This window comes from Pseudomonas sp. H1_D04 (assembly GCF_054683855.1).
Map to the genome: position 1 here is coordinate 2,685,054 of NZ_CP162826.1, position 23,005 is coordinate 2,708,058.

24 protein-coding genes and 1 pseudogene are annotated in these 23,005 nt (G+C 60.3%); 13 read left to right on the forward strand and 12 right to left on the reverse strand.

Annotation, left to right across the window (positions count from 1 at the left end):
* Nucleotides 1–43: 43 nt before the first annotated feature.
* The 4 genes from AB4N82_RS12330 to AB4N82_RS12345 form a co-directional block, all read right to left on the reverse strand.
* Nucleotides 44–166: a hypothetical protein gene (locus AB4N82_RS12330; RefSeq protein WP_277419701.1), complete on the reverse strand. Its 123-nt coding sequence runs from the start codon at nt 164–166 to the stop codon at nt 44–46.
* A 71-nt stretch (nt 167–237) separates the two neighbouring features.
* On the reverse strand, nt 238–360 hold the full coding sequence (locus AB4N82_RS12335) for a hypothetical protein (RefSeq protein ID WP_274602988.1): 123 nt from the start codon (nt 358–360) through the stop codon (nt 238–240).
* 71 nt (nt 361–431) lie between these two features.
* Nucleotides 432–554 (reverse strand): hypothetical protein, encoded by a 123-nt coding sequence (locus AB4N82_RS12340; protein WP_277419700.1) that lies wholly within the window; start codon nt 552–554, stop codon nt 432–434.
* Nucleotides 555–1,011: 457 nt separating this feature from the next.
* Nucleotides 1,012–2,052, reverse strand: a complete 1,041-nt coding sequence (locus AB4N82_RS12345) for a threonine aldolase family protein (protein ID WP_032883981.1) — start codon at nt 2,050–2,052, stop codon at nt 1,012–1,014.
* A gap of 90 nt (nt 2,053–2,142) precedes the next feature.
* On the opposite strand from AB4N82_RS12345, the gene AB4N82_RS12350 reads away from it, so the two are divergent.
* The 8 genes from AB4N82_RS12350 to fdhA all read left to right on the forward strand — a co-directional run bounded on the left by AB4N82_RS12350 (nt 2,143) and on the right by fdhA (nt 12,153).
* On the forward strand, nt 2,143–2,871 hold the full coding sequence (locus AB4N82_RS12350) for a TraX family protein (protein WP_122763593.1): 729 nt from the start codon (nt 2,143–2,145) through the stop codon (nt 2,869–2,871).
* 238 nt (nt 2,872–3,109) lie between these two features.
* Entirely contained in the window at nt 3,110–4,363 is a 1,254-nt protein-coding gene (gene glyA, locus AB4N82_RS12355; protein WP_032883977.1) for a serine hydroxymethyltransferase, read from the forward strand.
* 22 nt (nt 4,364–4,385) lie between these two features.
* The gene (locus AB4N82_RS12360; RefSeq protein ID WP_010207084.1) at nt 4,386–5,636 is read left to right on the forward strand and encodes a sarcosine oxidase subunit beta; all 1,251 of its coding nucleotides are present in this window, start codon (nt 4,386–4,388) and stop codon (nt 5,634–5,636) included.
* A gap of 15 nt (nt 5,637–5,651) precedes the next feature.
* Complete coding sequence (locus AB4N82_RS12365) at nt 5,652–5,954, forward strand: sarcosine oxidase subunit delta (protein ID WP_003194855.1); 303 nt, start codon at nt 5,652–5,654, stop codon at nt 5,952–5,954.
* Entirely contained in the window at nt 5,951–8,968 is a 3,018-nt protein-coding gene (locus AB4N82_RS12370; protein WP_122763592.1) for a sarcosine oxidase subunit alpha, read from the forward strand. The genes AB4N82_RS12365 and AB4N82_RS12370 overlap by 4 nt, the downstream gene beginning before the upstream one ends.
* A gap of 129 nt (nt 8,969–9,097) precedes the next feature.
* A complete protein-coding gene (locus AB4N82_RS12375) occupies nt 9,098–9,730 on the forward strand; it encodes a sarcosine oxidase subunit gamma (protein WP_032883974.1) in 633 nt (210 codons plus the stop codon).
* Between the two features lie 168 nt (nt 9,731–9,898).
* Nucleotides 9,899–10,756, forward strand: coding sequence for a formyltetrahydrofolate deformylase (purU, locus tag AB4N82_RS12380; RefSeq protein ID WP_032883972.1), 858 nt, complete (start codon nt 9,899–9,901; stop codon nt 10,754–10,756).
* Between the two features lie 197 nt (nt 10,757–10,953).
* Nucleotides 10,954–12,153, forward strand: coding sequence for a formaldehyde dehydrogenase, glutathione-independent (gene fdhA, locus AB4N82_RS12385; RefSeq protein WP_005792122.1), 1,200 nt, complete (start codon nt 10,954–10,956; stop codon nt 12,151–12,153).
* A gap of 50 nt (nt 12,154–12,203) precedes the next feature.
* Here fdhA and AB4N82_RS12390 read toward each other — a convergent pair whose 3' ends face one another.
* From AB4N82_RS12390 to AB4N82_RS12415, 6 genes are all read right to left on the reverse strand, one after another.
* Nucleotides 12,204–12,557: a hypothetical protein gene (locus AB4N82_RS12390; RefSeq protein ID WP_122763590.1), complete on the reverse strand. Its 354-nt coding sequence runs from the start codon at nt 12,555–12,557 to the stop codon at nt 12,204–12,206.
* Entirely contained in the window at nt 12,558–13,532 is a 975-nt protein-coding gene (locus tag AB4N82_RS12395) for a hypothetical protein (protein ID WP_032883969.1), read from the reverse strand. It lies immediately after the preceding gene.
* Nucleotides 13,533–13,679: 147 nt separating this feature from the next.
* Entirely contained in the window at nt 13,680–14,093 is a 414-nt protein-coding gene (locus tag AB4N82_RS12400) for a DUF3757 domain-containing protein (RefSeq protein WP_163033279.1), read from the reverse strand.
* Nucleotides 14,094–14,228: 135 nt separating this feature from the next.
* Nucleotides 14,229–14,687: an anti-sigma factor gene (locus AB4N82_RS12405; RefSeq protein ID WP_032883966.1), complete on the reverse strand. Its 459-nt coding sequence runs from the start codon at nt 14,685–14,687 to the stop codon at nt 14,229–14,231.
* Nucleotides 14,688–14,764: 77 nt separating this feature from the next.
* The gene (locus tag AB4N82_RS12410; protein ID WP_122763589.1) at nt 14,765–15,442 is read right to left on the reverse strand and encodes an anti-sigma factor; all 678 of its coding nucleotides are present in this window, start codon (nt 15,440–15,442) and stop codon (nt 14,765–14,767) included.
* Nucleotides 15,439–16,065, reverse strand: a complete 627-nt coding sequence (locus tag AB4N82_RS12415; protein ID WP_122754275.1) for a sigma-70 family RNA polymerase sigma factor — start codon at nt 16,063–16,065, stop codon at nt 15,439–15,441. Before AB4N82_RS12415 ends, AB4N82_RS12410 begins: the two co-directional genes overlap by 4 nt.
* Before the next feature lie 130 nt (nt 16,066–16,195).
* On the opposite strand from AB4N82_RS12415, the gene AB4N82_RS12420 reads away from it, so the two are divergent.
* A complete protein-coding gene (locus tag AB4N82_RS12420) occupies nt 16,196–16,768 on the forward strand; it encodes a DUF2780 domain-containing protein (RefSeq protein WP_032883963.1) in 573 nt (190 codons plus the stop codon).
* Here the strand turns inward: AB4N82_RS12420 and AB4N82_RS12425 are convergent.
* A complete protein-coding gene (locus AB4N82_RS12425; RefSeq protein ID WP_032883962.1) occupies nt 16,765–17,652 on the reverse strand; it encodes an acyltransferase in 888 nt (295 codons plus the stop codon). The two genes, AB4N82_RS12420 and AB4N82_RS12425, sit on opposite strands and share 4 nt — an antisense overlap.
* Nucleotides 17,653–17,824: 172 nt before the next feature.
* Between AB4N82_RS12425 and rloA2 the strand changes: the two genes are divergently transcribed.
* From rloA2 to creD, 4 genes and pseudogenes are all read left to right on the forward strand, one after another.
* The gene (gene rloA2 / locus AB4N82_RS12430; protein ID WP_032883961.1) at nt 17,825–18,325 is read left to right on the forward strand and encodes a retropepsin-like aspartic peptidase RloA2; all 501 of its coding nucleotides are present in this window, start codon (nt 17,825–17,827) and stop codon (nt 18,323–18,325) included.
* A gap of 9 nt (nt 18,326–18,334) precedes the next feature.
* Nucleotides 18,335–19,003 (forward strand): two-component system response regulator CreB, encoded by a 669-nt coding sequence (gene creB / locus AB4N82_RS12435; protein ID WP_122763588.1) that lies wholly within the window; start codon nt 18,335–18,337, stop codon nt 19,001–19,003.
* Nucleotides 19,003–20,441 (forward strand): annotated as a pseudogene (gene creC / locus AB4N82_RS12440) (two-component system sensor histidine kinase CreC). The gene creB and the pseudogene creC overlap by 1 nt, the downstream one beginning before the upstream one ends.
* 51 nt (nt 20,442–20,492) lie before the next feature.
* On the forward strand, nt 20,493–21,866 hold the full coding sequence (creD, locus tag AB4N82_RS12445; protein WP_122763587.1) for a cell envelope integrity protein CreD: 1,374 nt from the start codon (nt 20,493–20,495) through the stop codon (nt 21,864–21,866).
* A 452-nt stretch (nt 21,867–22,318) separates the two neighbouring features.
* Here the strand turns inward: creD and AB4N82_RS12450 are convergent, their stop codons facing one another.
* On the reverse strand, nt 22,319–22,948 hold the full coding sequence (locus tag AB4N82_RS12450; RefSeq protein ID WP_095185068.1) for a glutathione S-transferase: 630 nt from the start codon (nt 22,946–22,948) through the stop codon (nt 22,319–22,321).
* Nucleotides 22,949–23,005: the final 57 nt, after the last annotated feature.

Sequence of the window (23,005 nt, forward strand, 5' to 3'; positions counted from 1 at the left end):
CAAGCCCCCTCCCACATTTTTTATGCACATCAGTGAGTCATTGTCAGGCGCCCATGACTTCGCGGATGTCTGCGGCCAGTTCGCGCACGCGCTCTTCCTCCAGGCACAACACATTCCAAATGTGGGAGGGGGGTTGCTCCCGATAGCAGAGTGTCAGCCACTGCATGTGCAAGCTGACCCACCGCCATCGGGAGCAAGGCCCCTCCCACATTTTTTATGTACATCAGTGAGTCATTGTCAGGCGCCCATGACTTCGCGGATGTCTGCGGCCAGTTCGCGCACGCGCTCTTCCTGCAGGCACAACACAGTCCAAATGTGGGAGGGGGCTTGCTCCCGATAGCAGAGTGTCAGCCACTGCATGTGCAAGCTGACCCGCCGCCATAGGGAGCAAGCCCCCTCCCACATTTTTTATGTACATCAGTGAGTCATTGTCAGGCGCCCATGACTTCGCGGATGTCTGCGGCCAGTTCGCGCACGCGCAATTCCTCCAGGCACAACACAGTCCAAATGTGGGAGGGGGCTTGCTCCCGATAGCAAAGTGTCAGCCACTGCATGTGCAAGCTGACCCACCGCCATCGGGAGCAAGCCCCCTCCCACATTTTTTATGTACATCAGTGAGTCATTGTCAGGCGCCCATGACTTCGCGGATGTCTGCGGCCAGTTCGCGCACGCGTTCTTCCTCCAGGCACAACACCGTCCAAATGTGGGAGGGGGCTTGCTCCCGATAGCAGAGTGTCAGTCACTGCATGTGCAGGCTGACCCACCGCCATCGGGAGCAAGCCCCCTCCCACATTTTTTATGTACATCAGTGAGTGATTGTCAGGCGCCCATGACTTCGCGGATGTCTGCGGCCAGTTCGCGCACGCTCTTCCTCCAGGCACAACACAGTCCACATGTGGGAGGGGGCTTGGTCCCGATAGCAGAGTGTCAGCCACTGCATGTGCAAGCTGACCCACCGCCATCGGGAGCAAGCCCCCTCCCACATTTTTTATGCATATCAGTGAGTCATTGTCAGGCGCCCATGACTTCGCGGATGTCTGCGGCCAGTTCGCGCACGCGCTCTTCCTCGGTATCCCACGCGCACATGAATCGCGCGCCGCCTTTACCGATGAAGGTGTAGAAGCGCCAGCCCTTGGCGGTCAACGCGGCAATGGCTGGTTCCGAGAGTTGCAGGAATACGCCGTTGGCCTGTACCGGGAACATCAATTCCACGCCCGGAATATCCGCCACCAGGCTGCTCAGCAGTTGTGCGCAGTGGTTGGCGTGGCGTGCATGTTTGAGCCAGGCGTCGTTTTCCAGCAGCCCCACCCATGGCGCCGACAGGAAGCGCATTTTCGACGCGAGCTGGCCGGCCTGTTTGCAGCGGTAGTCGAAGTCTTCGGCCAGCTTGTGGTTGAAGAACAGGATCGCTTCCCCCACGGCCATGCCGTTCTTTGTGCCGCCAAAGCACAGTACGTCCACACCGGCTTTCCAAGTCAGGTCTGCTGGCGAGCAGCCGAGGAAGGCGCAGGCGTTGGAAAAGCGCGCGCCGTCCATGTGCAGGTTCAGGCCCAGTTCTTTGCAAGTGGCGCTGATGGCGCGGATTTCTTCCGGGGTGTACACGCTGCCGACTTCAGTGGCTTGGGTCAGGGTGACTACGCGGGGTTTGGGGTAATGGATGTCTTGGCGTTTGAGCGCGATCTCGCGGATCGATTCCGGGGTCAGCTTGCCGTTTTCGGTGCGGGCTACGAGCAGTTTGGAGCCGTTGGAGAAAAACTCTGGCGCGCCGCATTCGTCGGTTTCGACGTGGGCCGTTTCCGAGCAAATCACGCTATGGTAGCTCTGGCACAAGGAGGACAGCGCCAGTGAATTGGCGGCGGTGCCGTTGAAGGCGAAGAACACTTCGCAGTCGGTTTCGAACAGGTTGCGGAAACCGTCGGCGGCGCGGTGGGTCCATTCATCATCGCCATAGGCGCGTTGATGGCCTTGGTTGGCTTGTTCCATGGCGGCCCAGGCTTCCGGGCAAATGCCCGAATAGTTGTCACTGGCGAATTGTTGGCTCTTGTCGGTCATGGCCCATTCCTGTGGTCGATGTTGGTGCGCACTTTAACCAAGATTGTCGGGCGTACGCACGCTCTGTAAATGCAAAGTCACTGGGGAATTATGCACGGTACTGAAACGATACCTGTCGGACGTGTCCGTGATGGCGCTTTGGATTTGCTCAAGTGGCTGGCGCTGCTGAGCATGGTGCTCGACCACCTGCGTTATGTCGGCTTGAGCCTCGATGGCCTCTACGTACCGGGGCGCTTGGCGTTCCCGTGGTTTTGCCTGGCGATTGCGGCGAACCTGCACCGCGTCGCAAACGCACCGGTGACTGGGCATTGGCGTTACCTGGGCTGGCTGCTGCTGTTCAGTGTGATCAGCGAAGTGCCGTACCGGATGTTTATCGACGATGCCGATACGTTGAATGTGCTGCCGACCTTGGCCTTGGGCTTGCTGGTTGCCCGAGGATGGCAGCAGAAGGCGCTTATTGATCGAGGATTGGCGTTGATCGCCGCCACGATAGCGGCCGTATTTTCATCCCACTTAATGTTCGGTTTCTTTGGTGTATTGCTGCCATTGGCGATGCTGCTGGTGTTTAGTCGGCCTTGGTATTTCAGTGTGTTGCCGGGCCTGGTCTGCGTCGCGGCCAACCAGTGGCAGATCCTGCTCAATAGCGGCACGCTGGTGGCGCTGTTGGGGTTGGCTGCATGCCTGATTGCGCCATTGGCGGGCTTGGTCTTATTGCGACATGCCAAAAGCGCCGGGCCCCCGGCCATGCGTCGTTGGGCGTATGTGCTCTATCCCGCGCATTTCCTGCTGCTGCTACTCCTTCGCAAGTTCATCACCTGACCCATTGTGGGAGGGGGCTTGCTCCCGATAGCGGTGGATCAGCTTGCACATGCTGTGGCTGACACACCGCTATCGGGAGCAAGCCCTCTCCCACATTTGTTCTGTGTTGTTCCGGCAATGTCGTAAACGCACCTTTGCGTGGCGTCCGTAGGCATTTGGCCTGTCTGCGCCAGCCCTACCATCGCATCAAAGGGCCCTGCGACGGGCCTCAACAATACGAAAGGCTGGGAGAGACGCGATGTTCAGCAAACAAGACCAGATCCAGGGATATGACGACGCACTGCTGGCGGCCATGAATGCCGAAGAGCAGCGTCAGGAAGATCATATCGAGCTGATCGCGTCGGAGAACTACACCAGCAAGCGTGTGATGGAAGCTCAAGGCAGCGGCCTCACCAACAAATACGCCGAAGGCTACCCAGGCAAGCGCTACTACGGCGGCTGCGAGCACGTGGACAAGGTTGAAGCCCTGGCCATCGAGCGCGCCAAGCAACTGTTCGGCGCCGATTACGCCAACGTGCAGCCACACTCCGGTTCGTCTGCCAACAGCGCTGTGTACCTGGCGTTGATCAATGCCGGCGACACCATCCTGGGCATGAGCCTGGCCCACGGCGGTCACCTGACCCACGGCGCCAAAGTGTCGTCCTCGGGCAAGCTCTACAACGCGGTGCAATACGGCATCAACACCGACACCGGCTTGATCGACTACGACGAAGTCGAGCGCCTGGCCGTCGAGCACAAGCCGAAAATGGTGGTGGCCGGTTTCTCTGCCTACTCCAAGACCCTGGATTTCCCACGTTTTCGCGCCATCGCTGACAAAGTCGGCGCGCTGCTGTTCGTCGACATGGCCCACGTCGCCGGCCTGGTTGCCGCCGGCCTGTACCCGAACCCGCTGCCCTACGCAGACGTGGTCACCACCACCACCCACAAAACCCTGCGCGGTCCACGTGGCGGTTTGATCCTGGCCAAGGCCAACGAAGAAATTGAAAAGAAACTCAACGCCGCCGTGTTCCCTGGCGCCCAGGGCGGCCCGCTGATGCATGTGATCGCCGGCAAGGCCGTGTGCTTCAAGGAAGCCCAGGAGCCAGGCTTCAAGGTCTACCAGCAGCAGGTGATCGACAACGCCCAGGCCATGGCCGGCGTGTTTATCAAACGCGGCTACGATGTAGTGTCCGGCGGCACCGATAACCACTTGTTCCTGGTCAGCCTGATCCGTCAGGGCCTCACCGGCAAAGAGGCGGATGCCGCCCTCGGTCGCGCCCACATCACCGTCAACAAAAACGCCGTGCCGAATGACCCGCAGTCGCCGTTCGTGACCTCGGGCCTTCGCATCGGCACCCCGGCGGTGACCACGCGCGGTTTCAAAGTGGCGCAGTGTGTTGAGTTGGCCGGCTGGATCTGCGACATCCTCGACAACCTCGGCGATGCCGACGTCGAGGCCAACGTGGCCAAGCACGTGTCTGCCCTGTGCGCTGATTTCCCGGTTTATCGCTGAGCGCGGTTTTGGAGTAATGACTATGCAACGCTACTCGGGCTTCGGCCTCTTCAAGCACTCCCTCAGCCACCACGAAAACTGGCAGAAGATGTGGCGCACGCCGACCCCTAAGAAGGTCTACGACGTGGTTATCGTCGGCGGCGGCGGGCATGGTCTGGCGACCGCCTACTACTTGGCGAAAGAGCACGGCATCACCAACGTGGCCGTGGTCGAGAAAGGTTGGTTGGGCGGTGGTAACACCGCGCGCAACACCACCATCGTGCGTTCCAACTACCTGTGGGATGAGTCGGCGCACCTGTACGAACACGCGATGAAACTGTGGGAAGGCCTGTCCCAGGACCTGAACTACAACGTGATGTTCTCTCAGCGTGGCGTGTACAACCTGTGCCACACCCTGCAGGACATCCGTGATTCCGAGCGCCGTGTGAGCGCCAACCGCCTCAACGGCGTGGACGGCGAACTGCTCAATGCCAAGCAAGTGGCCGACGAGATTCCGTACCTGGATTGCTCCAAGAACACCCGCTACCCGGTGCTTGGCGCCACCGTGCAACGTCGCGGCGGCGTGGCCCGTCACGATGCCGTGGCCTGGGGCTTTGCCCGCGCCGCTGACGCACTCGGCGTGGACCTGATCCAGCAGACCGAAGTGATCGGTTTCCGCAAGGAAAACGGCGTGTGCATCGGTGTGGAAACCAACAAGGGTTTTATCGGCGCCAAGCGCGTCGGTGTGGTGACGGCGGGTAACTCCGGCCACATGGCTTCGCTCGCCGGTTTCCGCCTGCCGATCGAATCCCACCCGCTGCAAGCGTTGGTGTCGGAGCCGATCAAGCCGATTATCGACAGCGTGATCATGTCCAACGCCGTGCACGGTTACATCAGCCAGTCCGACAAGGGCGACCTGGTGATCGGGGCCGGTATCGACGGCTACAACGGCTACGGCCAGCGCGGCTCATACCCGGTGATCGAACACACCATCCAGGCCATCGTCGAGATGTTCCCGGTGCTGTCGCGCGTGCGCATGAACCGTCAGTGGGGCGGCATCGTCGACACCACGCCGGACGCCTGCCCGATCATCTCCAAGACCCCAGTACCGAACATGTTCTTCAACTGCGGTTGGGGCACCGGTGGCTTCAAGGCTACGCCGGGCTCAGGCAACGTGTTTGCCGCGAGTCTCGCCAAGGGTGAAATGCACCCATTGGCTGCACCTTTCTCCATCGACCGTTTCCACAACGGTGCGTTGATCGACGAACACGGCGCTGCGGCCGTCGCCCACTAACAGGAGAAATTTCCTATGTTGCATATCTTCTGTCCTCACTGTGGCGAACTGCGCTCCGAAGAGGAATTCCACGCGTCCGGCCAAGCGCACATCCCGCGCCCGCTGGACCCGAATGCCTGCACCGACGAGCAGTGGGGCGACTACATGTTCTTCCGCGACAACCCGCGCGGCCTGCATCACGAACTGTGGATCCATGCCGCCGGTTGCCGCCAATATTTCAACGCGACCCGCGACACCGTGACCTACGAAATTCTTGAAACCTACAAGATCGGTGAGAAGCCGCAATTCACCGCCAAGGCCTCTGGAGAGAAGGTATGAGCCAGATCAATCGCCTGTCCAACGGTGGCCGGATCGACCGGAATAAAGTCCTTACCTTCAGCTTCAACGGCCAGAGCTACAAAGGCTTTGAAGGCGATACCCTGGCCGCTGCATTGCTGGCCAACGGCGTCGACATCATTGGCCGCAGCTTCAAGTACTCGCGCCCACGGGGCATCTTTGCTGCCGGCGCTGAAGAGCCAAACGCGGTGCTGCAGATCGGCGCCACCGAAGCCACGCAAATCCCTAACGTGCGCGCCACGCAACAGGCGCTGTACCAAGGCCTGGTCGCCACCAGCACCAACGGCTGGCCGAGCGTCAACAACGACATGATGGGCATTCTCGGCAAGGTCGGCGGCAAGCTGATGCCGCCGGGTTTCTACTACAAAACCTTCATGTACCCGCAATCGTTCTGGATGACCTACGAGAAGTACATCCGTAAGGCCGCAGGGCTGGGTCGCTCGCCGACCGAGAACGACCCGGACACCTACGACAACTTCAACCGTCACTGCGACGTGCTGGTGGTCGGCGCAGGCCCCGCCGGCCTCGCTGCTGCACTGGCTGCTGCGCGCGGCGGTGCTCGCGTGATCATCGCCGATGAGCAGGAAGAGTTCGGCGGTTCGCTGCTCGATTCCCGCGAAAGCCTCGACGGCAAGCCGGCCACTGAATGGGTCGCGAGTGTCATCGCCGAACTGAAATCCCTGCCGGACGTGGTGCTGCTGCCCCGCGCCACCGTCAACGGTTACCACGACCATAACTTCCTGACCATTCACGAGCGCCTCACCGATCACTTGGGTGACCGTGCGCCGATTGGTGTGGTGCGCCAGCGCATCCACCGCGTGCGTGCCAAGCGTGTGGTCCTGGCGACCGGTGCTTGCGAGCGTCCGCTGGTGTACGGCAACAACGACGTGCCGGGCAATATGCTCGCGGGTGCGGTTTCCACTTACGTGCGTCGCTATGGCGTAGCACCGGGTAAAAAGCTGGTGCTGTCGACCAACAACGACCACGCTTACCGCGTTGCGCTGGACTGGCTCGATGCCGGTCTGCAAGTGGTCGCGGTGGCGGATGTGCGCCACAACCCACGCGGCGCGCTGGTTGAAGAAGCTCGCGCCAAAGGTATTCGTATCCTCACCGGCAGCGCCGTGATCGAGGCTCGTGGCACCAAGCGCGTGACCGCTGCGCGTATCGCCGCGATCGACGTCAAGGCGCATAAAGTCACCAGCCCTGGCGAGTGGCTGGACTGCGACCTGGTGGCCAGCTCCGGCGGCTACAGCCCGGTGGTCCACTTGGCCTCGCACCTGGGTGGCAAGCCGACCTGGCGCGAAGACATCCTCGGTTTTGTACCGGGCGAAGCACCGCAGAAACGTGTGTGCGTCGGTGGCATCAACGGCGTCTACGGCCTTGGCGATTCCCTGGCGGATGGTTTTGAAGGCGGCGTACGCGCGGCCAGCGAAGCCGGTTTTGCCCCGGTGGAAGGTACGCTGCCAAAAGCTTTGAGCCGTCTGGAAGAGCCAACCCTGGCGCTGTTCCAAGTACCTCACGAGAAAGCGACCGCACGGGCGCCGAAGCAATTTGTCGACCTGCAGAACGACGTCACCGCCGCCGCCATCGAACTCGCCACCCGCGAAGGTTTCGAGTCGGTGGAACACGTCAAACGCTACACCGCGTTGGGCTTCGGCACCGACCAGGGCAAGCTCGGCAACGTCAATGGCCTGGCGATTGCCGCGCGCTCGCTGAACGTGACCATCCCGCAGATGGGCACCACCATGTTCCGCCCCAACTACACGCCGGTGACCTTCGGCGCGGTAGCGGGCCGGCACTGTGGGCACATCTTCGAACCCGTGCGCTACACCGCGCTGCAAGCCTGGCACGTGAAAAACGGCGCCGAGTTTGAAGACGTCGGTCAGTGGAAACGCCCGTGGTACTTCCCGCGCAACGGTGAAGACCTGCACGCCGCCGTGAAACGCGAATGCCTGGCCGTGCGTGACAGCGTCGGCCTGCTGGATGCGTCCACCCTCGGCAAGATCGACATCCAGGGCCCGGATGCGCGTGAGTTCCTCAACCGCATCTACAGCAACGCCTGGACCAAGCTCGATGTGGGCAAGGCGCGTTACGGCCTGATGTGCAAGGAAGACGGCATGGTCTTCGATGACGGCGTCACCGCCTGTCTCGCCGACAACCACTTCCTGATGACCACCACCACCGGCGGCGCCGCCCGTGTGCTGCAGTGGCTGGAAATCTACCAACAGACCGAATGGCCGGACCTCAAGGTGTACTTCACCTCGGTCACCGACCATTGGGCGACCATGACCCTGTCCGGTCCTAACAGCCGCAAGCTGCTGGCCGAAGTCACCGACATCGACCTGGACAAGGACGGTTTCCCGTTCATGACTTGGAAAGAAGGCCTGGTGGGCGGTGTGCCGGCGCGGGTGTTCCGTATCTCGTTTACCGGTGAGCTGTCGTACGAAGTCAACGTGCAGGCCGACTACGCCATGGGCGTGCTGGAACAGATCGTCGCGGCCGGCAAAAAGTACAACCTGACCCCGTACGGCACCGAGACCATGCACGTACTGCGGGCCGAGAAGGGCTTCATCATCGTCGGCCAGGACACCGACGGCTCGATGACCCCGGACGACCTGAACATGGGCTGGTGCGTTGGCCGCACCAAACCGTTCTCGTGGATCGGCTGGCGTGGGATGAACCGTGAAGACTGCGTGCGCGAAGAGCGTAAGCAACTGGTGGGCTTGAAGCCGATCGACCCGACTGTGTGGCTGCCGGAAGGCGCGCAACTGGTGTTCGATCCGAAGCAGTCGATCCCGATGAAGATGGTCGGCCACGTCACCTCAAGTTATGCGCATAACTCCCTGGGCTATTCGTTTGCCATGGGCGTGGTGAAGGGCGGCTTGAAGCGCATCGGCGAGCGGGTGTTCTCACCCCAGGCGGATGGCAGCGTGATCGAGGCGGAGATTGTGTCTTCGGTGTTCTTTGATCCTAAGGGTGATCGGCAGAACATCTGATAGACCGCGGCGCGGCCATCGGGAGCAAGCCTGCTCCCACATTTTGATGGGTGAATACTTTCAAATGTGGGAGGGGGCTTGCCCCCGATGAGGCCAGAACAGTCACCCCAGAATTCAGATAGGTGCTTTATGACAGCAGCCAATGTTTACCAACAACGCCCCACCTCCGGCGCCAAGGCCGAGTCGTCGCTGCACCATGCCGACCTCGCCAGCCTGGTCGGTAAGGGCCGCAAGAACGCCGGCGTGACCGTGCGTGAAAAGAAACTCCTCGGCCACCTGACCCTTCGTGGTGACGGCCATGACGCAGCCTTCGCCGCCGGCGTGCACAAGGCCCTGGGCATCGAACTGCCCGGCGCCCTGCAGGTCATCGTCAAAGGCGAAACCAGTCTGCAATGGCTCGGCCCGGATGAGTGGTTGCTGATCGTGCCAAGCGGTGAGGAATTCGCCGCCGAACAAAACCTGCGCGCCGCTCTGGGTGATTTGCATATCCAGGTCGTCAACGTCAGCGGCGGTCAGCAGATCCTCGAACTGAGCGGCCCGAACGTGCGTGATGTGCTGATGAAATCCACCAGCTACGACGTGCACCCCAACAACTTCCCGGTGGGCAAGGCAGTGGGCACGGTGTTCGCCAAGTCGCAATTGGTGATCCGCCACACGGCTGAAGACACCTGGGAACTGGTGATTCGTCGCAGCTTCTCGGATTACTGGTGGTTGTGGCTGCAAGACGCCTCGGCCGAATTCGGCCTGAGCGTTCAAGCCTGATCGAGTGGGCGCTTTTGTGGCGAGGGGGATTGCCCCCCGTTGGAGCGCGCAGCGGTCCCACTAAGGTCAGCGCATTTTTTCTGCAATAACCGAGTGGCGGGTTTTGGAGCTGCTTCGCAGCTCAACGGGGGACAAGCCCCCTCGCCACAAGGGCCTGAGGATTCCAGTATGAGCCGCGCACCCGATACATGGATTTTGACCGCCGACTGCCCCAGCGTGCTCGGCACGGTGGACGCGGTCACCCGCTATCTGTTCGAACAGGGCTGCTACGTCACCGAGCACCATTCGTTCGATGACCGTCTCTCGGGTCGGTTTTTTATTCGCGTCGAATTCCGCCAGCCGGATGGCTTCGACGAGCAGGCTTTCCGCGATGGCCTGGCCACGCGCGGTGAAGCCTTTGGCATGATCTTCGAACTGACGGCGCCGAACTACCGGCCAAAAGTGGTGATCATGGTCTCCAAGGCCGATCACTGCCTAAACGACCTGCTGTACCGCCAGCGTATCGGTCAGCTGTCTATGGATGTGGTCGCAGTGGTGTCCAACCATCCCGATCTCAAACCTTTGGCCGACTGGCATCAAATTCCCTACTACCATTTCCCCCTCGACCCCAACGACAAACCGTCCCAGGAGCGTCAGGTGTGGCAGGTGATTGAAGAGACGGGCGCCGAACTGGTGATCCTTGCGCGCTACATGCAAGTGCTGTCGCCGGAGCTGTGCCGCAAGCTGGACGGCAAGGCCATCAATATTCACCACTCGTTGCTGCCGGGGTTCAAGGGCGCCAAGCCTTATCACCAGGCGTACAACAAGGGCGTGAAACTCGTCGGCGCTACGGCGCATTACATCAACAACGATCTGGACGAAGGTCCGATCATCGCCCAAGGCGTGGAGGTGGTGGATCACAGCCACTATCCCGAGGATTTGATTGCCAAGGGGCGGGACATCGAAGGGCTGACATTGGCGCGGGCGGTGGGGTATCACATTGAGCGGCGGGTGTTCTTGAATGCCAATCGGACGGTGGTGCTCTGACTGCCGCCATCGGGAGCAAGCCCCCTCCCACATTCGACCGCATTCCAAAGGTAGAACTCGGTCAACTGTGGGAGGGGGCTTGCCCCCGATGAGGCCCTCACAAACAACGCAATAACAGCATCTGTACCCGAGCACTTAAACGCGCTGCCCACCCAACGGGCAACGCAGTTCCATAAAAACAACAGCGAGGTGAAAGCATGTCTGGTAATCGTGGTGTCGTGTATCTCGGCAACGGCAAGGTCGAAGTACAGAAAATCGACTATCCCAAAATGCAGGACCCCCGTGGCAGGAAGATTGAACACGGCGTCATCCTGCGCGTGGTCTCCACCAACATCTGCGGCTCCGACCAACACATGGTGCGCGGCCGCACCACCGCCCAGACCGGCCTGGTGCTCGGTCACGAGATCACCGGTGAAGTGATCGAGAAGGGCAGCGACGTCGAAAACCTGAAGATCGGCGACCTGGTTTCCGTCCCCTTCAACGTCGCCTGCGGCCGCTGCCGCTCCTGCAAAGAACAGCACACCGGCGTGTGCCTGACCGTCAACCCGGCCCGTGCCGGTGGTGCTTATGGCTACGTCGATATGGGCGACTGGACCGGTGGCCAGGCCGAATACGTGCTGGTGCCATACGCCGACTTCAACCTGCTGAAACTGCCCGACCGTGACAAGGCCATGGAGAAAATCCGTGACCTGACCTGCCTCTCCGACATTCTCCCCACCGGCTACCACGGCGCGGTGACTGCTGGCGTTGGCCCTGGCAGCACCGTCTACATCGCCGGCGCCGGTCCCGTCGGCCTGGCAGCTGCTGCGTCTGCACGCCTGCTGGGCGCGGCGGTGGTGATCATCGGCGACGTCAACTCCATCCGCCTGGCCCACGCCAAGGCCCAGGGTTTTGAAATCGTCGACCTCTCCACCGACACCCCATTGCACGAACAAATCGCCGCGCTCCTCGGCGAGCCCGAAGTGGACTGCGCGGTTGACTGCGTAGGCTTTGAAGCACGCGGTCACGGTCACGACGGCGTCAAGGCCGAAGCCCCGGCCACGGTGCTCAACTCACTGATGGGCGTGGTGCGCGTGGCGGGCAAGATCGGTATCCCCGGCCTCTACGTCACCGAAGATCCAGGTGCTGTGGATGCCGCCGCGAAGATGGGCAGCCTGAGCATCCGCTTCGGCCTGGGCTGGGCCAAATCCCACAGCTTCCACACTGGGCAAACGCCGGTGATGAAGTACAACCGCCAACTGATGCAGGCGATCATGTGGGACCGTATCAACATTGCCGAAATCGTCGGTGTGCAGGTGATCAGCCTGGATGACGCACCACGTGGGTATGGCGAGTTCGATGCGGGCGTGCCGAAGAAGTTTGTGATTGATCCGCATAAGTTGTTTAGTGCGGCGTAGTTGATAGATAAGGGCGACTTAGAGTCGCCCTTTTTTATCGCAGATAAGTCTTATATAAAAAACCAACTGATAAACATGCCGGCAAAGGATAGGCAGGCAGTGAGTGTCGGTATCACCATCCAATACCTAAGATGTTTTGGTATTCTTTCAACGTCCTCAACAAGCACCAGATGTTTCCATTGAAGTATTTTTGGAATAAGAATAATCGTCGCCATGGCGAATACGCGCTGGGGGCGTCCTTCAAAGTGTGAATTACGGAAGATATGTTTTTGCACGACTAGATAGGTGCTGTATTGCACATAGCCTTCTGCAGCATCCAGCTTTTTATACATGGCACAAAAGATCAGCGGAAAGCTCAATAGCATTAGGATGACTGAACCAATACCGAGGTAGAACCAGACCATTTAATCCCTCGCAGTCTTATAGATAAAATCGCCTGTGCTTTGCGCAAGTCCGGTTCCCAGCGCGGCTCCCCCTAGGCCGCCTGCGGCACCGCCGACGATGGCACATGCCAAGGCTCCGGCGCCAGCCGTGGGTATTCCAAAAACTAACATGCAGGCGCCGATGCCAATCGAGGCTCCAAGTCTTGCTCCCAAGTATGAGCCACCAACGCCAGCTACCAACTTGCCTCCTTCAACATATTTCGCCCGCGTACATTCTTGCTCACGCCCGGTGGAACACGCCTCTGCTATCTCCAATGCTGTCGACCCAACATCCAGCGCAAGACCAATGTAAGTGCCCTTCTTCAATATCTGCGACGCCTTGGCTATACGCTCGACTGTGTCCTCATACCCGCGAATCTCCCCGTGATGCCAATAGCTCTTGCTGGAGATCCCCAGCATTCTCTTGATTGAACCTTCATTCTTCAGCCCCGTACCAAAGCGCGCCATCCCGGAGAGTTGGGTATCCAGCTTCGCAAACAACGCCCTACGCTTAGCCAGAAATTCATTTCTCGCACTCACGGTACCGTTCCTCAGGTACTGCTTATGCAATTCATCGATTTCCTTGAGCGTCTGCTCGATCTGCGTCAGGTGATTGCTCCAAGCACCGCTCACACTGCCGATGCCCAAAGACGCATGGGACATGATGGTCTGCAATTGATCGTAGTTTTTGATCATAAATTGATCAGCGGCGGAGTGTGCCAACAGCGCATGCTTGATGTTGGCTGCCGATCGCATCAGTCGGGCTTCTTCAGCGGTACAGGAAGCTGTTCGGCTGTCCCCGATAATGACCAAATGTCCAGGCAGTACTACGGTGTTGCGAATGTGTTGGTTGAGGATGTCGAACTTGGTTTGGGTATTTGGGGTGAGAGAAAGGCTCAGTTTGAGCAACGGATAAGGCTGCGGCCGTTCATTGATAAATGCGTAAGGTCCCTGCATCGCGTACACCTCCAAGACTGAGGTGCAGGACTATAAGAAGGCGCCATAAGGGATGTAAGGCGTGTACAAGGAAGTTGGTAGCGTTTCGGAAACGGACTACCTAAGTTAGGGCTGATGACTACAAATCAGCCCTACGCAGCGCAACGTTCATTGATGGTTGAACATGCATTTCAAGTTGTCATTAGCCTTGCAGTAGTTGGCTTCCCAGAACGTATTGGGCGCATGTGAGAACTGATGCACAGGTTTTAGTACCAGTCTCACGGCGTCATCGCCGGCCCCGGAGTAATCACAGATGACCGCAGGCATGCTGTTTCTCTCGTCGTTTATGGGCTTGTAGTTTGCCGCCGTGAATTCCAGGCTTGCCATGCGCAGTTCTTTAGCGGTCTCGTTCTCGCCGGCCCATTTCTGATCCAAAGGACCATCAGCCACATAGTGGTAGCCGCCTTTGTCCATCCGGTATTGCTTGATGTCGGCAGGCTTGGGGCAGGAAGAAGTTTGTGCAAAGACGTGACCGGTCACAGTGAGCATTGCCAATAGGCAAACAACACGGTTGAGGTTCATGAGAGAGACTCCCTTGTGCATTGGACTTGAATGCTGAGGGAGTTTTTATCAAGCATCTACTGTGAGAAATGACAGTGGCTTAGATTCAATTTTGATAAAAAACGGGGTGCTCAGAGCACCCTTGCGGCAATGGGCTCAGCGCGTTGCCAAAGCCCCCTGATAGACGGTCGGCCCCGTCGGTTGCTTGCTCACTGAGCCGCCTTTGCTCTCCGCACTCACCATCAATTCCACCGGTTTGCTGATCGAGGCCTGCTGCCTCGGGTTCAAGCCGATGATGCCTTCGCCATCCTCCGGTATCAGTCCAAGTGACACGGGCTTGCCGCCGTCGGGTATCGCCCACAGTTCCAGGCTCTGGTCCGGCGCGGGTGCGGTGATGGCGATGGGTTGCACTTCCAGGTAATCCTTGTGAGCCATGACCTGCGCCGCCGGCTGTTGGGTGGTGGTGATCAGGGTGGCGGCGGACTTGACGTTGTCCTGAGTGTAGAACGCGCCGCCGAGGCCGGCGATCACGGCCACGCAGACGCCGATAAACAGGCGTGGACGGCTCCAGAAAGGCGGCTTGGGCTCAATGATTGTGGGGCGTGTAGCGCTCATAACGTTGTTCCTGACAGGGCTTTCAGTGCTGTCATGGACTCTGGTTTGCGCGATGGGTTCCTGGCCCCCCTTGCAGGTCAAAGTGATGCCAATTGGCCCTGATACAGCACCGGTCCGGTGGGTTGCCCGGTGGGCGAGCCGCCGTGTGGTTCCAGGCTCACGGCCAAGGTCAGCGGTGCGGTCAGCAAGGCTCGCTGCGCTTCGCTCAGTTGGATTCGGCCTTTGCCCACTGCGGGCACCAAGCCCAGGGAGATCGGTTTGCCTCCGGGCTTGATGGCCCACAATTCCAGGTCCTGTGCCGACGTCACGGCGGCCAGTGACAAGGGTTCCACTTGCAGGTGGTCGGCAAAGGCCTTGATCTGCAACGCGGGTTGTTGGTTGGCGGCGACCAGTGTGGCGTTGTACTCCACACTCAGGTCGCGCTGGTACAACACGCCCACCAGCACTGCGATAACAATCCCGAACGCCGCCGCCCACAGTCGCAGGTTCGTCCACAACGGTTTCTTGGCCGGCATGTGCAGCACCTGCGGCTCGATCCGTGACTTGATGCCCGCCCACACATGCTCGGGCACCGGCCGTTCGGGCAATGCGCCGGTTAGGCTGGCAAGCGCTTCCTGCCAATGGCCCAGTTCAACGCGCAGCGCGGCATCTTCCAATAACAGCGCATCAAAACGCCGACGGGCGGTGGCGGGCATCAGTCCGATGGCGTAGTCGGCTGCCAGGGCGCGGCGCAGGGCTGTGGTTTTGTAGTTCATGATTCAAGGCACCTGCGCAGGCGCTCCATGCCGCGGCGAATCCAGGATTTGACCGAGCCCAGCGGCGCGGCCAAGTGTTCGGCCAACTCCGAACACGACAGGCCCTGGAAGTAAGCCACAGTGATCGATTGACGCTGCATGCCGTCGAGGGTGTCGAGGCAGCGGTTGAGCGCGCGGGCTTCGCGTTCGCTGTCGAGCCGTTCGTAGGCGCTGGGGCCTTCGTCGAGCAAGGCGTCCTGTTGACCGTCGGCCAAAGGCTGTTCGCGGCGTTTACGCAGTTGGTCGATGGCCAGGTTGCGGGTGATGTTGATCATCCAGGTCATCGGCGCCGCCAGGTGGGCTTCGTAGCGCGAGGCGTTGTACCAGATGCGTACGAAGGCTTCCTGCAGCACCTCTTCAGCCAGGTCCTGGCGTCCCATAAACACCATGGCGACCCCGTGCAGACGCGGCGAAACACTGCGATAGAGCGTTTCAAACGCTTGGCGATTGCCCAAGGCGCATTGGGCCAGCAGGGGCCGCAACGTGTCAGCATCAGTGAGCGTAATAGGGCTTCTCCAGGCTCTCGTTTGAGGGCGACGGGACTGCGCACGGTAGGCAGAGGTTAGTTCAGCTTGGGCATTCATTCCATCCAGCTCCGGGCAGCGTATAAAGCCTATACGTAGGGCAGGGCGATTCGGATGCGTGTGTGGGAACAATCCCCCGGAATGCCCAGTCAAACGCCTGCTTTCGCACCTATATCCAGAGGTTGTTTCAATGAAGATTTCACGCGGTTTCGCCCTTTCCTGCCTGATGACTCTGGCGGCCGGCCCCGTACTCGCCGCGGGCTTCAGCCTTGGTGATGCGGCCAATGCCATTTCCGGCATGCAGGGCGGTAGCAACAAAGCCGCTGCCGCCGCACCGTCGTCCGAGACGGCCGGTTTGCTGAGCGCGCTGACCTCGCAACTCAATATCACCCCCGAGCAAGCCGTTGGTGGCACCGGCGCGATGTTGGGCCTGGCCAAGAACAAACTGAGCGGCAACGATTATTCGCAACTGGGCAACAGTGTGCCGGGCCTGGATCAGCTGTCGGGCAACAATGCATTGGGCAGCCTCGGGGCCTTGAGCGGGATGCTCGGCCAGACCGGTGGCAGCAAAACCAGCGGCCTGGACGGCTTGCTGGGTAACGTGAAGAACACCAATGACCTCAACACCGCGTTCAGCGCGTTGGGCATGGACAGCGGCATGATCGGCCAATTCGCTCCGGTGATCCTGCAATACCTGGGCGGCCAGGGCGCCAGCAGTTCGGTGCTGGGCAAACTGGCCCAGGCCTGGGGCACCGGCAGCTAAATGCTCTGCGCGCGCAGTTGTTCGATGCGCGCGTCTTTCTCCTTCCAGAGCTGGTTGACCCAGTTCTGGACGGTCTGGCGAAATGCAGGATCGTTCTCGTAATCTCCCTGCCACAACGCCGGGTCCAGCTCACGGGTCTGGATGTCGATGATCACCTTCGGCACCGCGCCGCTGATCAAGTCCCAGAACCCCGGAATCTTCTGCTGCGGATAGACCACCGTGACGTCGAGGATTGCGTCCAGCTGTTCCCCCATCGCTGCCAGCACAAACGCCACACCGCCTGCCTTGGGTTTGAGCAACTGGGTGAAGGGTGAGTCCTGCTGCCTGCGTTTGGCCTCGCTGAACCGCGTGCCTTCCAGGTAATTGACCACCGTCACCGGCTGGCGCTTGAACAGCTCACAGGCTTGTTTGGTGATCTTCAAGTCCTGGCCCGCCAGCTCGGGGTGCTTGGCCAGGAACGCCTTGGTGTAGCGTTTCATGAACGGGTAATCCAGCGCCCACCAGGCCAGGCCCAGGAAGGGCACCCAGATCAGTTCTTTTTTCAGGAAGAATTTAAAGAACGGCGTACGCCGGTTGAGCGCCTGGATCAGCGCCGGAATATCCACCCAGGACTGGTGGTTGCTGATGACCAGATAGGAGGTGTCCCTGCGCAAGTCGTCGCCGCCGCGAATGTCCCATTGCGTCGGGATGCAGCGGGCGAAGATCAGTTTGTCGATCTCGGCCCAGGTCTCGGCGATCCACATCACCGCCCATGACGCATAGTCACGGTAGCGCCCCGGTGCCACCAGCTTGAGCAGGGCGAACACCAGCAAGGGGCCGATCAGGATCAGCGTATTGAGTAATAGCAGCAGGGTGACCAAACAGCCGGTGAGCAGGCGGCGCATAAGCAACTCTTGGGATCTTGTGGGCGGATCATGATAAGCAAGCTGAGTCTAGAGGCCAAATCGCAAAGCGTCGGACGAATGTTTCACAATGTTCCGGGTATGTTGGGCTGACTAACTAACGGTCGCTTTTGCGGTCTAGAATCCGCCTACTTAATTCAAGGAAACCACCTACGTGAAATCTATCCTTGCCTTGCTTGCCCTCGTTGCGCTGCCTGTCATGGCAGCCGAACCGACCCTTTACGGTCGCTACGAATACATTCAACTGCCGGAGATCGGCGAAACCTTCAAGGCCAAGATGGACACCGGCGCGCTGACCGCCTCGCTGTCGGCCCGCGACATCGACACCTTCACCCGTGATGGCGATGATTGGGTGCGCTTCCGTCTCGGCGGCAAGGACGCCTCCGATAAGGTCTACGAACACAAGGTCTCGCGCATCAGCAAGATCAAGAGCCGCGCCGACGAAGACGACGACAAGGACGAAGCCAGCGTCGCCAAGCGCCCGGTGATCGACCTGGAAATGTGTCTGGGCAACGTCAAGCGGACCGTCGAGGTCAACCTGACCGACCGCAGCAGCTTCAATTATCCGTTGCTGATCGGCGCCAAGGCCTTGCGTGAATTTGGCGCAGCGGTAAACCCGGCTCGTCGGTACACTGCCGACAAACCGGACTGCTGATTTGAACCCATGCCCTACATCCTGATTGTCGAAGACGAAGCGGCGATAGCCGACACGCTGATATTCGCCCTGCAAGGCGAGGGCTTTACCACCACCTGGCTGAGCCTCGGCCAGGAGGCATTGGCCCATCAGCGGCAGACGCCCGCCGACTTGATCATCCTCGACATCGGCCTGCCCGACATCAGCGGTTTTGAAACCTGCAAGCAATTGCGCCGTTTCACCGAAGTGCCGGTGATGTTCCTCAGCGCGCGCGATGCTGAGATCGACCGGGTAGTGGGGCTGGAAATCGGCGCCGATGATTATGTGGTCAAGCCGTTCAGCCCACGGGAAGTGGCGGCGCGGGTCAGGGCGATTCTCAAGCGGGTCGGCCCTGGCGTTGCACCGGCGGTGTTCCAGGTGGACCTGGAACGGATGCAGATCACCTATCGGGGCCAGCCCCTGAGCCTCACGCGCCATGAATTCCGCCTGCTGCAGAGCCTGCTGGAACAACCCGAGCGGGTGTTCAGCCGCGAGCAATTGCTGGATGCCGTAGGCGTACCGGCGGATGCCGGCTACGAGCGCAATATCGACAGCCATATCAAAAGCCTGCGCAGCAAACTGCGTAGCGTGGCGGCGGACGCCGAACCGATCCAGACCCATCGCGGCCTGGGCTACAGCTACAGCCCGAGCAACAGCTGATGCGCCTGGGGCTGCGGATTTTCCTGGTGTACGCGCTGTTTATCGGCCTCACCGGTTACTTCGTGCTCAGCACGGTGATGAAGGAAATCCGTCCCGGCGTGCGCCAGTCCACCGAGGAAACCCTGGTGGACACCGCCAACCTGTTGGCCGAGATCCTGCGCGATGACGTCAAAAACCGCACCCTCGGCCAAAGCCACTGGCAGGAATTGCTCAAGGCCTACGGGAACCGTCAGCCGGGCGCGACCATATGGGGCCTGCCGAAAAACCAGGTCAACCACCGCATCTATGTCACCGACGCCAAAGGCATCGTGTTGCTCGACTCCACAGGCGAAGCGGTGGGCCAGGACTACTCCAAATGGAACGATGTTTACCTGACGCTGCGCGGCGAATACGGCGCCCGCTCCACCCGCAGCCAACCGGATGACGCCACTTCATCAGTGATGCACGTAGGTGCACCGATCCGCGACAACGGCCAGATCATCGGCGTGGTCACCGTGGCCAAGCCCAACAGTTCATTGCAGCCTTATGTGGATCGCACTGAGCGGCGCCTGCTGTGGTACGGCGCCGGATTAGTCATCCTGGGCCTGCTGTTGGGCGCGCTGTTGTCGTGGTGGTTGAGCGTCGCGCTACGACGGCTGACGGCCTATGCCGAGGCGGTCAGCGAAGGCCGGCGCGCCGAGTTGCCTCACTACCGTGGTGGCGAGTTGAAGCAGTTATCCACTGCTGTGGAGCACATGCGCACGCAACTGGAGGGCAAGGCCTACGTCGAGCATTACGTGCACACCCTGACCCATGAATTGAAAAGCCCATTGGCGGCGATTCGTGGCGCGGCAGAGCTGTTGCAGGGTGATATGACCCGCGAGCAGCAGCAGCGTTTTGTCGGCAATATCGACAGTGAAAGCGCACGCCTGCAGCAGTTGATCGAGCGTTTGCTGAACCTGGCGCAAGTGGAACAACGCCAAGGCCTGGAAGAGCAGGTGAGTATCCCGCTGGCAGCCTTGGTCGACGACGTGCTCAAGGCCCAATGTGCGCGGATCGAAGGCGCCGGCTTGCAAGTGGAGCAGACGATTGCGGCGGATGTGAAGGTGTTCGGCGAGCCCTTCCTCCTTCGCCAGGCACTGGGCAATCTGCTGGAGAACGCCTTGGATTTCACCCCCCTGGCGGCCTGTTGGCATTCGCTGCACAGACGCACCATAACGATGTGCAGGTGAGCCTGTTCAACCAGGCCGCACCGATTCCCGACTACGCGTTGCCGCGCCTGAGCGAACGTTTTTATTCCCTGCCACGCCCGGCCAGCGGACGCAAAAGCACGGGGCTGGGCCTCAACTTTGTCGAGGAAGTGATGAAGCTTCACGGCGGCGCATTGCAGATCGGTAACGTCCCCGGCGGCGTGCGCGTAGAACTGCATCTCCACACAGTCTCCACATTGCCCACATAAATCCCCCACATGCGCGGCCCACTCTCTCTCCATCAAAACAGGGAGAGACCCATGAACCGCAGCCTGCTTTTCAAACTTGGCGCGATTGCGCTGCTGATCCTGCTGTTGCTGATTCCGTTGCTGATGATCAACGGCATCATCAGCGACCGCCAGCAACTGCGCGACGGCGTACTGATGGACATCGCACGCAGCTCCAGCTACGCCCAACGCCTCACCGGCCCGGTGATGGTGGTGCCCTATCGCAAGACCGTGCGTGAGTGGAAGCTCAATGAAAAGCTCAACAAGCGCTACGAAGAAACCCGTGAAGTGCGTGGTCGTTTGTATTTCCTTCCGGAGCGTTTTGAACTCGACGGCAAGGTGCAGACAGAACTGCGCGCACGGGGCATTTACCAAGCTCGGCTGTTCCACGCCGACAATCGCATCAGCGGGCGTTTTGTGCTGCCGGAGCAATGGGGCATCACCGAGAACTATGCCGATTACCGCTTTGAGCCGGCGTTTCTGGCGGTGGGCATCAGCGATATTCGCGGTATCGAAAACGCGCTGAAACTGGAGCTGGGCAGCCAGCGCCTGGAGTTCTCGCCGGGCAGTCAGGTCGGTTGGTTGGGTGAAGGTGTACACGTCGAACTGCCGGCGCAGGACAACAAGAAACCGGCCGCCATGGACTTCGCTTTTGACCTGCGCCTGCAGGGCACCGAGCAACTGCAAGTGGTGCCGGTGGGCAAGACCAGCCAGGTCTCACTCGCGTCCAACTGGCCACACCCGAGCTTTATCGGCAACTTCCTTCCGGCTCAGCGTGAGGTCACCGACCAGGGCTTCACCGCCAACTGGCAGACTTCGTTCTTCTCCACCAACCTCGAAGAAGCCCTGCGTGGCTGCTTGTCCGAAAACAGCTGTGAGGACTTCAACAGCCGCAGCTTCGGGGTGAACTTCATCGATCCGGTGGACCAGTACCTCAAGAGCGACCGTGCGATCAAATACGCGCTGCTGTTCATCGCCCTGACCTTTGCCGGCTTCTTCCTCTTCGAAGTGCTCAAGAGCCTGGCAGTGCACCCGATTCAATACGCCTTGGTGGGTGTGGCGCTGGCGTTCTTCTACCTGCTGCTGTTGTCGTTGTCCGAGCACTTGGGTTTTGCCCTGGCGTACCTGATCTCGGCGAGTGCCTGTGTGATGTTGATCGGCTTTTATGTGTGCCATGTGCTGCGCAGCATCGCCCACGGCCTGGGGTTTTCGGCGGGGTTGGCGGCGTTGTACGGCTTGTTGTACGGGCTGTTGAGCGCCGAGGATTACGCGCTGCTGATGGGCTCGCTGCTGTTGTTCGGCCTGCTGGGAACGGTGATGGTGCTGACGCGCAAACTGGATTGGTATGGCGTGGGCAAGCGCAAGGTGGTCGAGCCGTTGGCGTTTGATCTGGAGGCGGTGCAATGAGTGGGTTACGAGAGGATCGGCAAGAGCGGTCGCAGTTGGTGGAGAAAATTAACGCGCTGTTTTCCGCTGTTGTGGTGAGTGAGGTTTGCGTGGTGAGCGGGCGGGCTGTGGAGAGTGAGCGGTCTGTGGTGAGTGGACGGTCTGTGGAGAGTGGACGGTCTGTGGTGAGTGGATTTTTGGGGTGAAAGGGCTGTCTGTGGAGAGTGGATTTTTGGGATGAAGGGGCTGTCTGTGGTGAGCGGGCTTGCCCCGCGCTGGGCTGCGAAGCAGCCCTAATCCAGACACCGCGTTTTTTCAGCAATACCCGATTGGCAGGTTTTGGGGCCGCTTCGCAGCCCAGCGCGGGGCAAGCCCGCTCACCACAGACAGCCCACTACCACAGACAGCCCGCTCACCACGGATAGCCCACTACCACAGACCGTCCACTCACCACAGGAAAGCTGAGCGGTTTGCTAGACCGGCGGCTGGGTCTCCAGCATCGAAGGTCGCTGGCTGACTTCGGCGTACCAGCCGGCAAGCTTGGGGTTGTCGACTCGCCACTGCATGTCCGGATGACGGAAGTCGAGGTAGCCCAGGGCACAGGCCACGCTGATCGAAGCAATGTCGAAGTGGCTGGTCAGTTCGGCGATGGCATCCTGTTCCAGCTCGGCGAGGGCGCGGCGGATCTTGTTGCGCTGCTCGTCGAGCCAAGGCGCCCAATGTTTCTCCACCGGACGCAGGGTCGATTCATAACGCACCAGCACGGCGGCATCCATGATGCCGTCGGCCATCGAGGCCAGGGTCAGGCGGCGCCAGCGGGCCGCGCCGTCGCGGGGGATAAGTGGGTTGCCCACATGCTGGTGGTCGAGGTAATCAAGGATCACCCGACTGTCGTGCAACGCGCTGCCGTCCGCCAGGCGCAGGGCCGGGATCTTACCCACGGGGTTGCCTTGCACCACCTGCGCGTCCGGGTTGACCGGGGTCGGCATGCACCCTTGCAGGGCCACGCGATCCTGCTGGCCGGTTTCGATCAGCAGCACGCGGACCTTACGAACGAACGGTGACGCGGGGTTATGGAACAAGGTCATGCTGGGAGTGGACATGGGCAAGCCTCAAAATTGACTGTGGCTAGCCTAGAGGGTTGCGCGGTGGCTGGCGAG

What these genes read in the sequence shown, in the direction of transcription:
- AB4N82_RS12330 (WP_277419701.1), bottom strand. Translation starts at nt 166, where the DNA reads ATGCAGTGGCTGACACTCTGCTATCGGGAGCAACCCCCCTCCCACATT.
- AB4N82_RS12335 (WP_274602988.1), bottom strand. Translation starts at nt 360, where the DNA reads ATGCAGTGGCTGACACTCTGCTATCGGGAGCAAGCCCCCTCCCACATT.
- AB4N82_RS12340 (WP_277419700.1), bottom strand. Translation starts at nt 554, where the DNA reads ATGCAGTGGCTGACACTTTGCTATCGGGAGCAAGCCCCCTCCCACATT.
- AB4N82_RS12345 (WP_032883981.1), bottom strand. Translation starts at nt 2,052, where the DNA reads ATGACCGACAAGAGCCAACAATTCGCCAGTGACAACTATTCGGGCATT.
- AB4N82_RS12350 (WP_122763593.1), top strand. Translation starts at nt 2,143, where the DNA reads ATGCACGGTACTGAAACGATACCTGTCGGACGTGTCCGTGATGGCGCT.
- glyA (WP_032883977.1), top strand. Translation starts at nt 3,110, where the DNA reads ATGTTCAGCAAACAAGACCAGATCCAGGGATATGACGACGCACTGCTG.
- AB4N82_RS12360 (WP_010207084.1), top strand. Translation starts at nt 4,386, where the DNA reads ATGCAACGCTACTCGGGCTTCGGCCTCTTCAAGCACTCCCTCAGCCAC.
- AB4N82_RS12365 (WP_003194855.1), top strand. Translation starts at nt 5,652, where the DNA reads ATGTTGCATATCTTCTGTCCTCACTGTGGCGAACTGCGCTCCGAAGAG.
- AB4N82_RS12370 (WP_122763592.1), top strand. Translation starts at nt 5,951, where the DNA reads ATGAGCCAGATCAATCGCCTGTCCAACGGTGGCCGGATCGACCGGAAT.
- AB4N82_RS12375 (WP_032883974.1), top strand. Translation starts at nt 9,098, where the DNA reads ATGACAGCAGCCAATGTTTACCAACAACGCCCCACCTCCGGCGCCAAG.
- purU (WP_032883972.1), top strand. Translation starts at nt 9,899, where the DNA reads ATGAGCCGCGCACCCGATACATGGATTTTGACCGCCGACTGCCCCAGC.
- fdhA (WP_005792122.1), top strand. Translation starts at nt 10,954, where the DNA reads ATGTCTGGTAATCGTGGTGTCGTGTATCTCGGCAACGGCAAGGTCGAA.
- AB4N82_RS12390 (WP_122763590.1), bottom strand. Translation starts at nt 12,557, where the DNA reads ATGGTCTGGTTCTACCTCGGTATTGGTTCAGTCATCCTAATGCTATTG.
- AB4N82_RS12395 (WP_032883969.1), bottom strand. Translation starts at nt 13,532, where the DNA reads ATGCAGGGACCTTACGCATTTATCAATGAACGGCCGCAGCCTTATCCG.
- AB4N82_RS12400 (WP_163033279.1), bottom strand. Translation starts at nt 14,093, where the DNA reads ATGAACCTCAACCGTGTTGTTTGCCTATTGGCAATGCTCACTGTGACC.
- AB4N82_RS12405 (WP_032883966.1), bottom strand. Translation starts at nt 14,687, where the DNA reads ATGAGCGCTACACGCCCCACAATCATTGAGCCCAAGCCGCCTTTCTGG.
- AB4N82_RS12410 (WP_122763589.1), bottom strand. Translation starts at nt 15,442, where the DNA reads ATGAACTACAAAACCACAGCCCTGCGCCGCGCCCTGGCAGCCGACTAC.
- AB4N82_RS12415 (WP_122754275.1), bottom strand. Translation starts at nt 16,065, where the DNA reads ATGAATGCCCAAGCTGAACTAACCTCTGCCTACCGTGCGCAGTCCCGT.
- AB4N82_RS12420 (WP_032883963.1), top strand. Translation starts at nt 16,196, where the DNA reads ATGAAGATTTCACGCGGTTTCGCCCTTTCCTGCCTGATGACTCTGGCG.
- AB4N82_RS12425 (WP_032883962.1), bottom strand. Translation starts at nt 17,652, where the DNA reads ATGCGCCGCCTGCTCACCGGCTGTTTGGTCACCCTGCTGCTATTACTC.
- creB (WP_122763588.1), top strand. Translation starts at nt 18,335, where the DNA reads ATGCCCTACATCCTGATTGTCGAAGACGAAGCGGCGATAGCCGACACG.
- creD (WP_122763587.1), top strand. Translation starts at nt 20,493, where the DNA reads ATGAACCGCAGCCTGCTTTTCAAACTTGGCGCGATTGCGCTGCTGATC.
- AB4N82_RS12450 (WP_095185068.1), bottom strand. Translation starts at nt 22,948, where the DNA reads ATGTCCACTCCCAGCATGACCTTGTTCCATAACCCCGCGTCACCGTTC.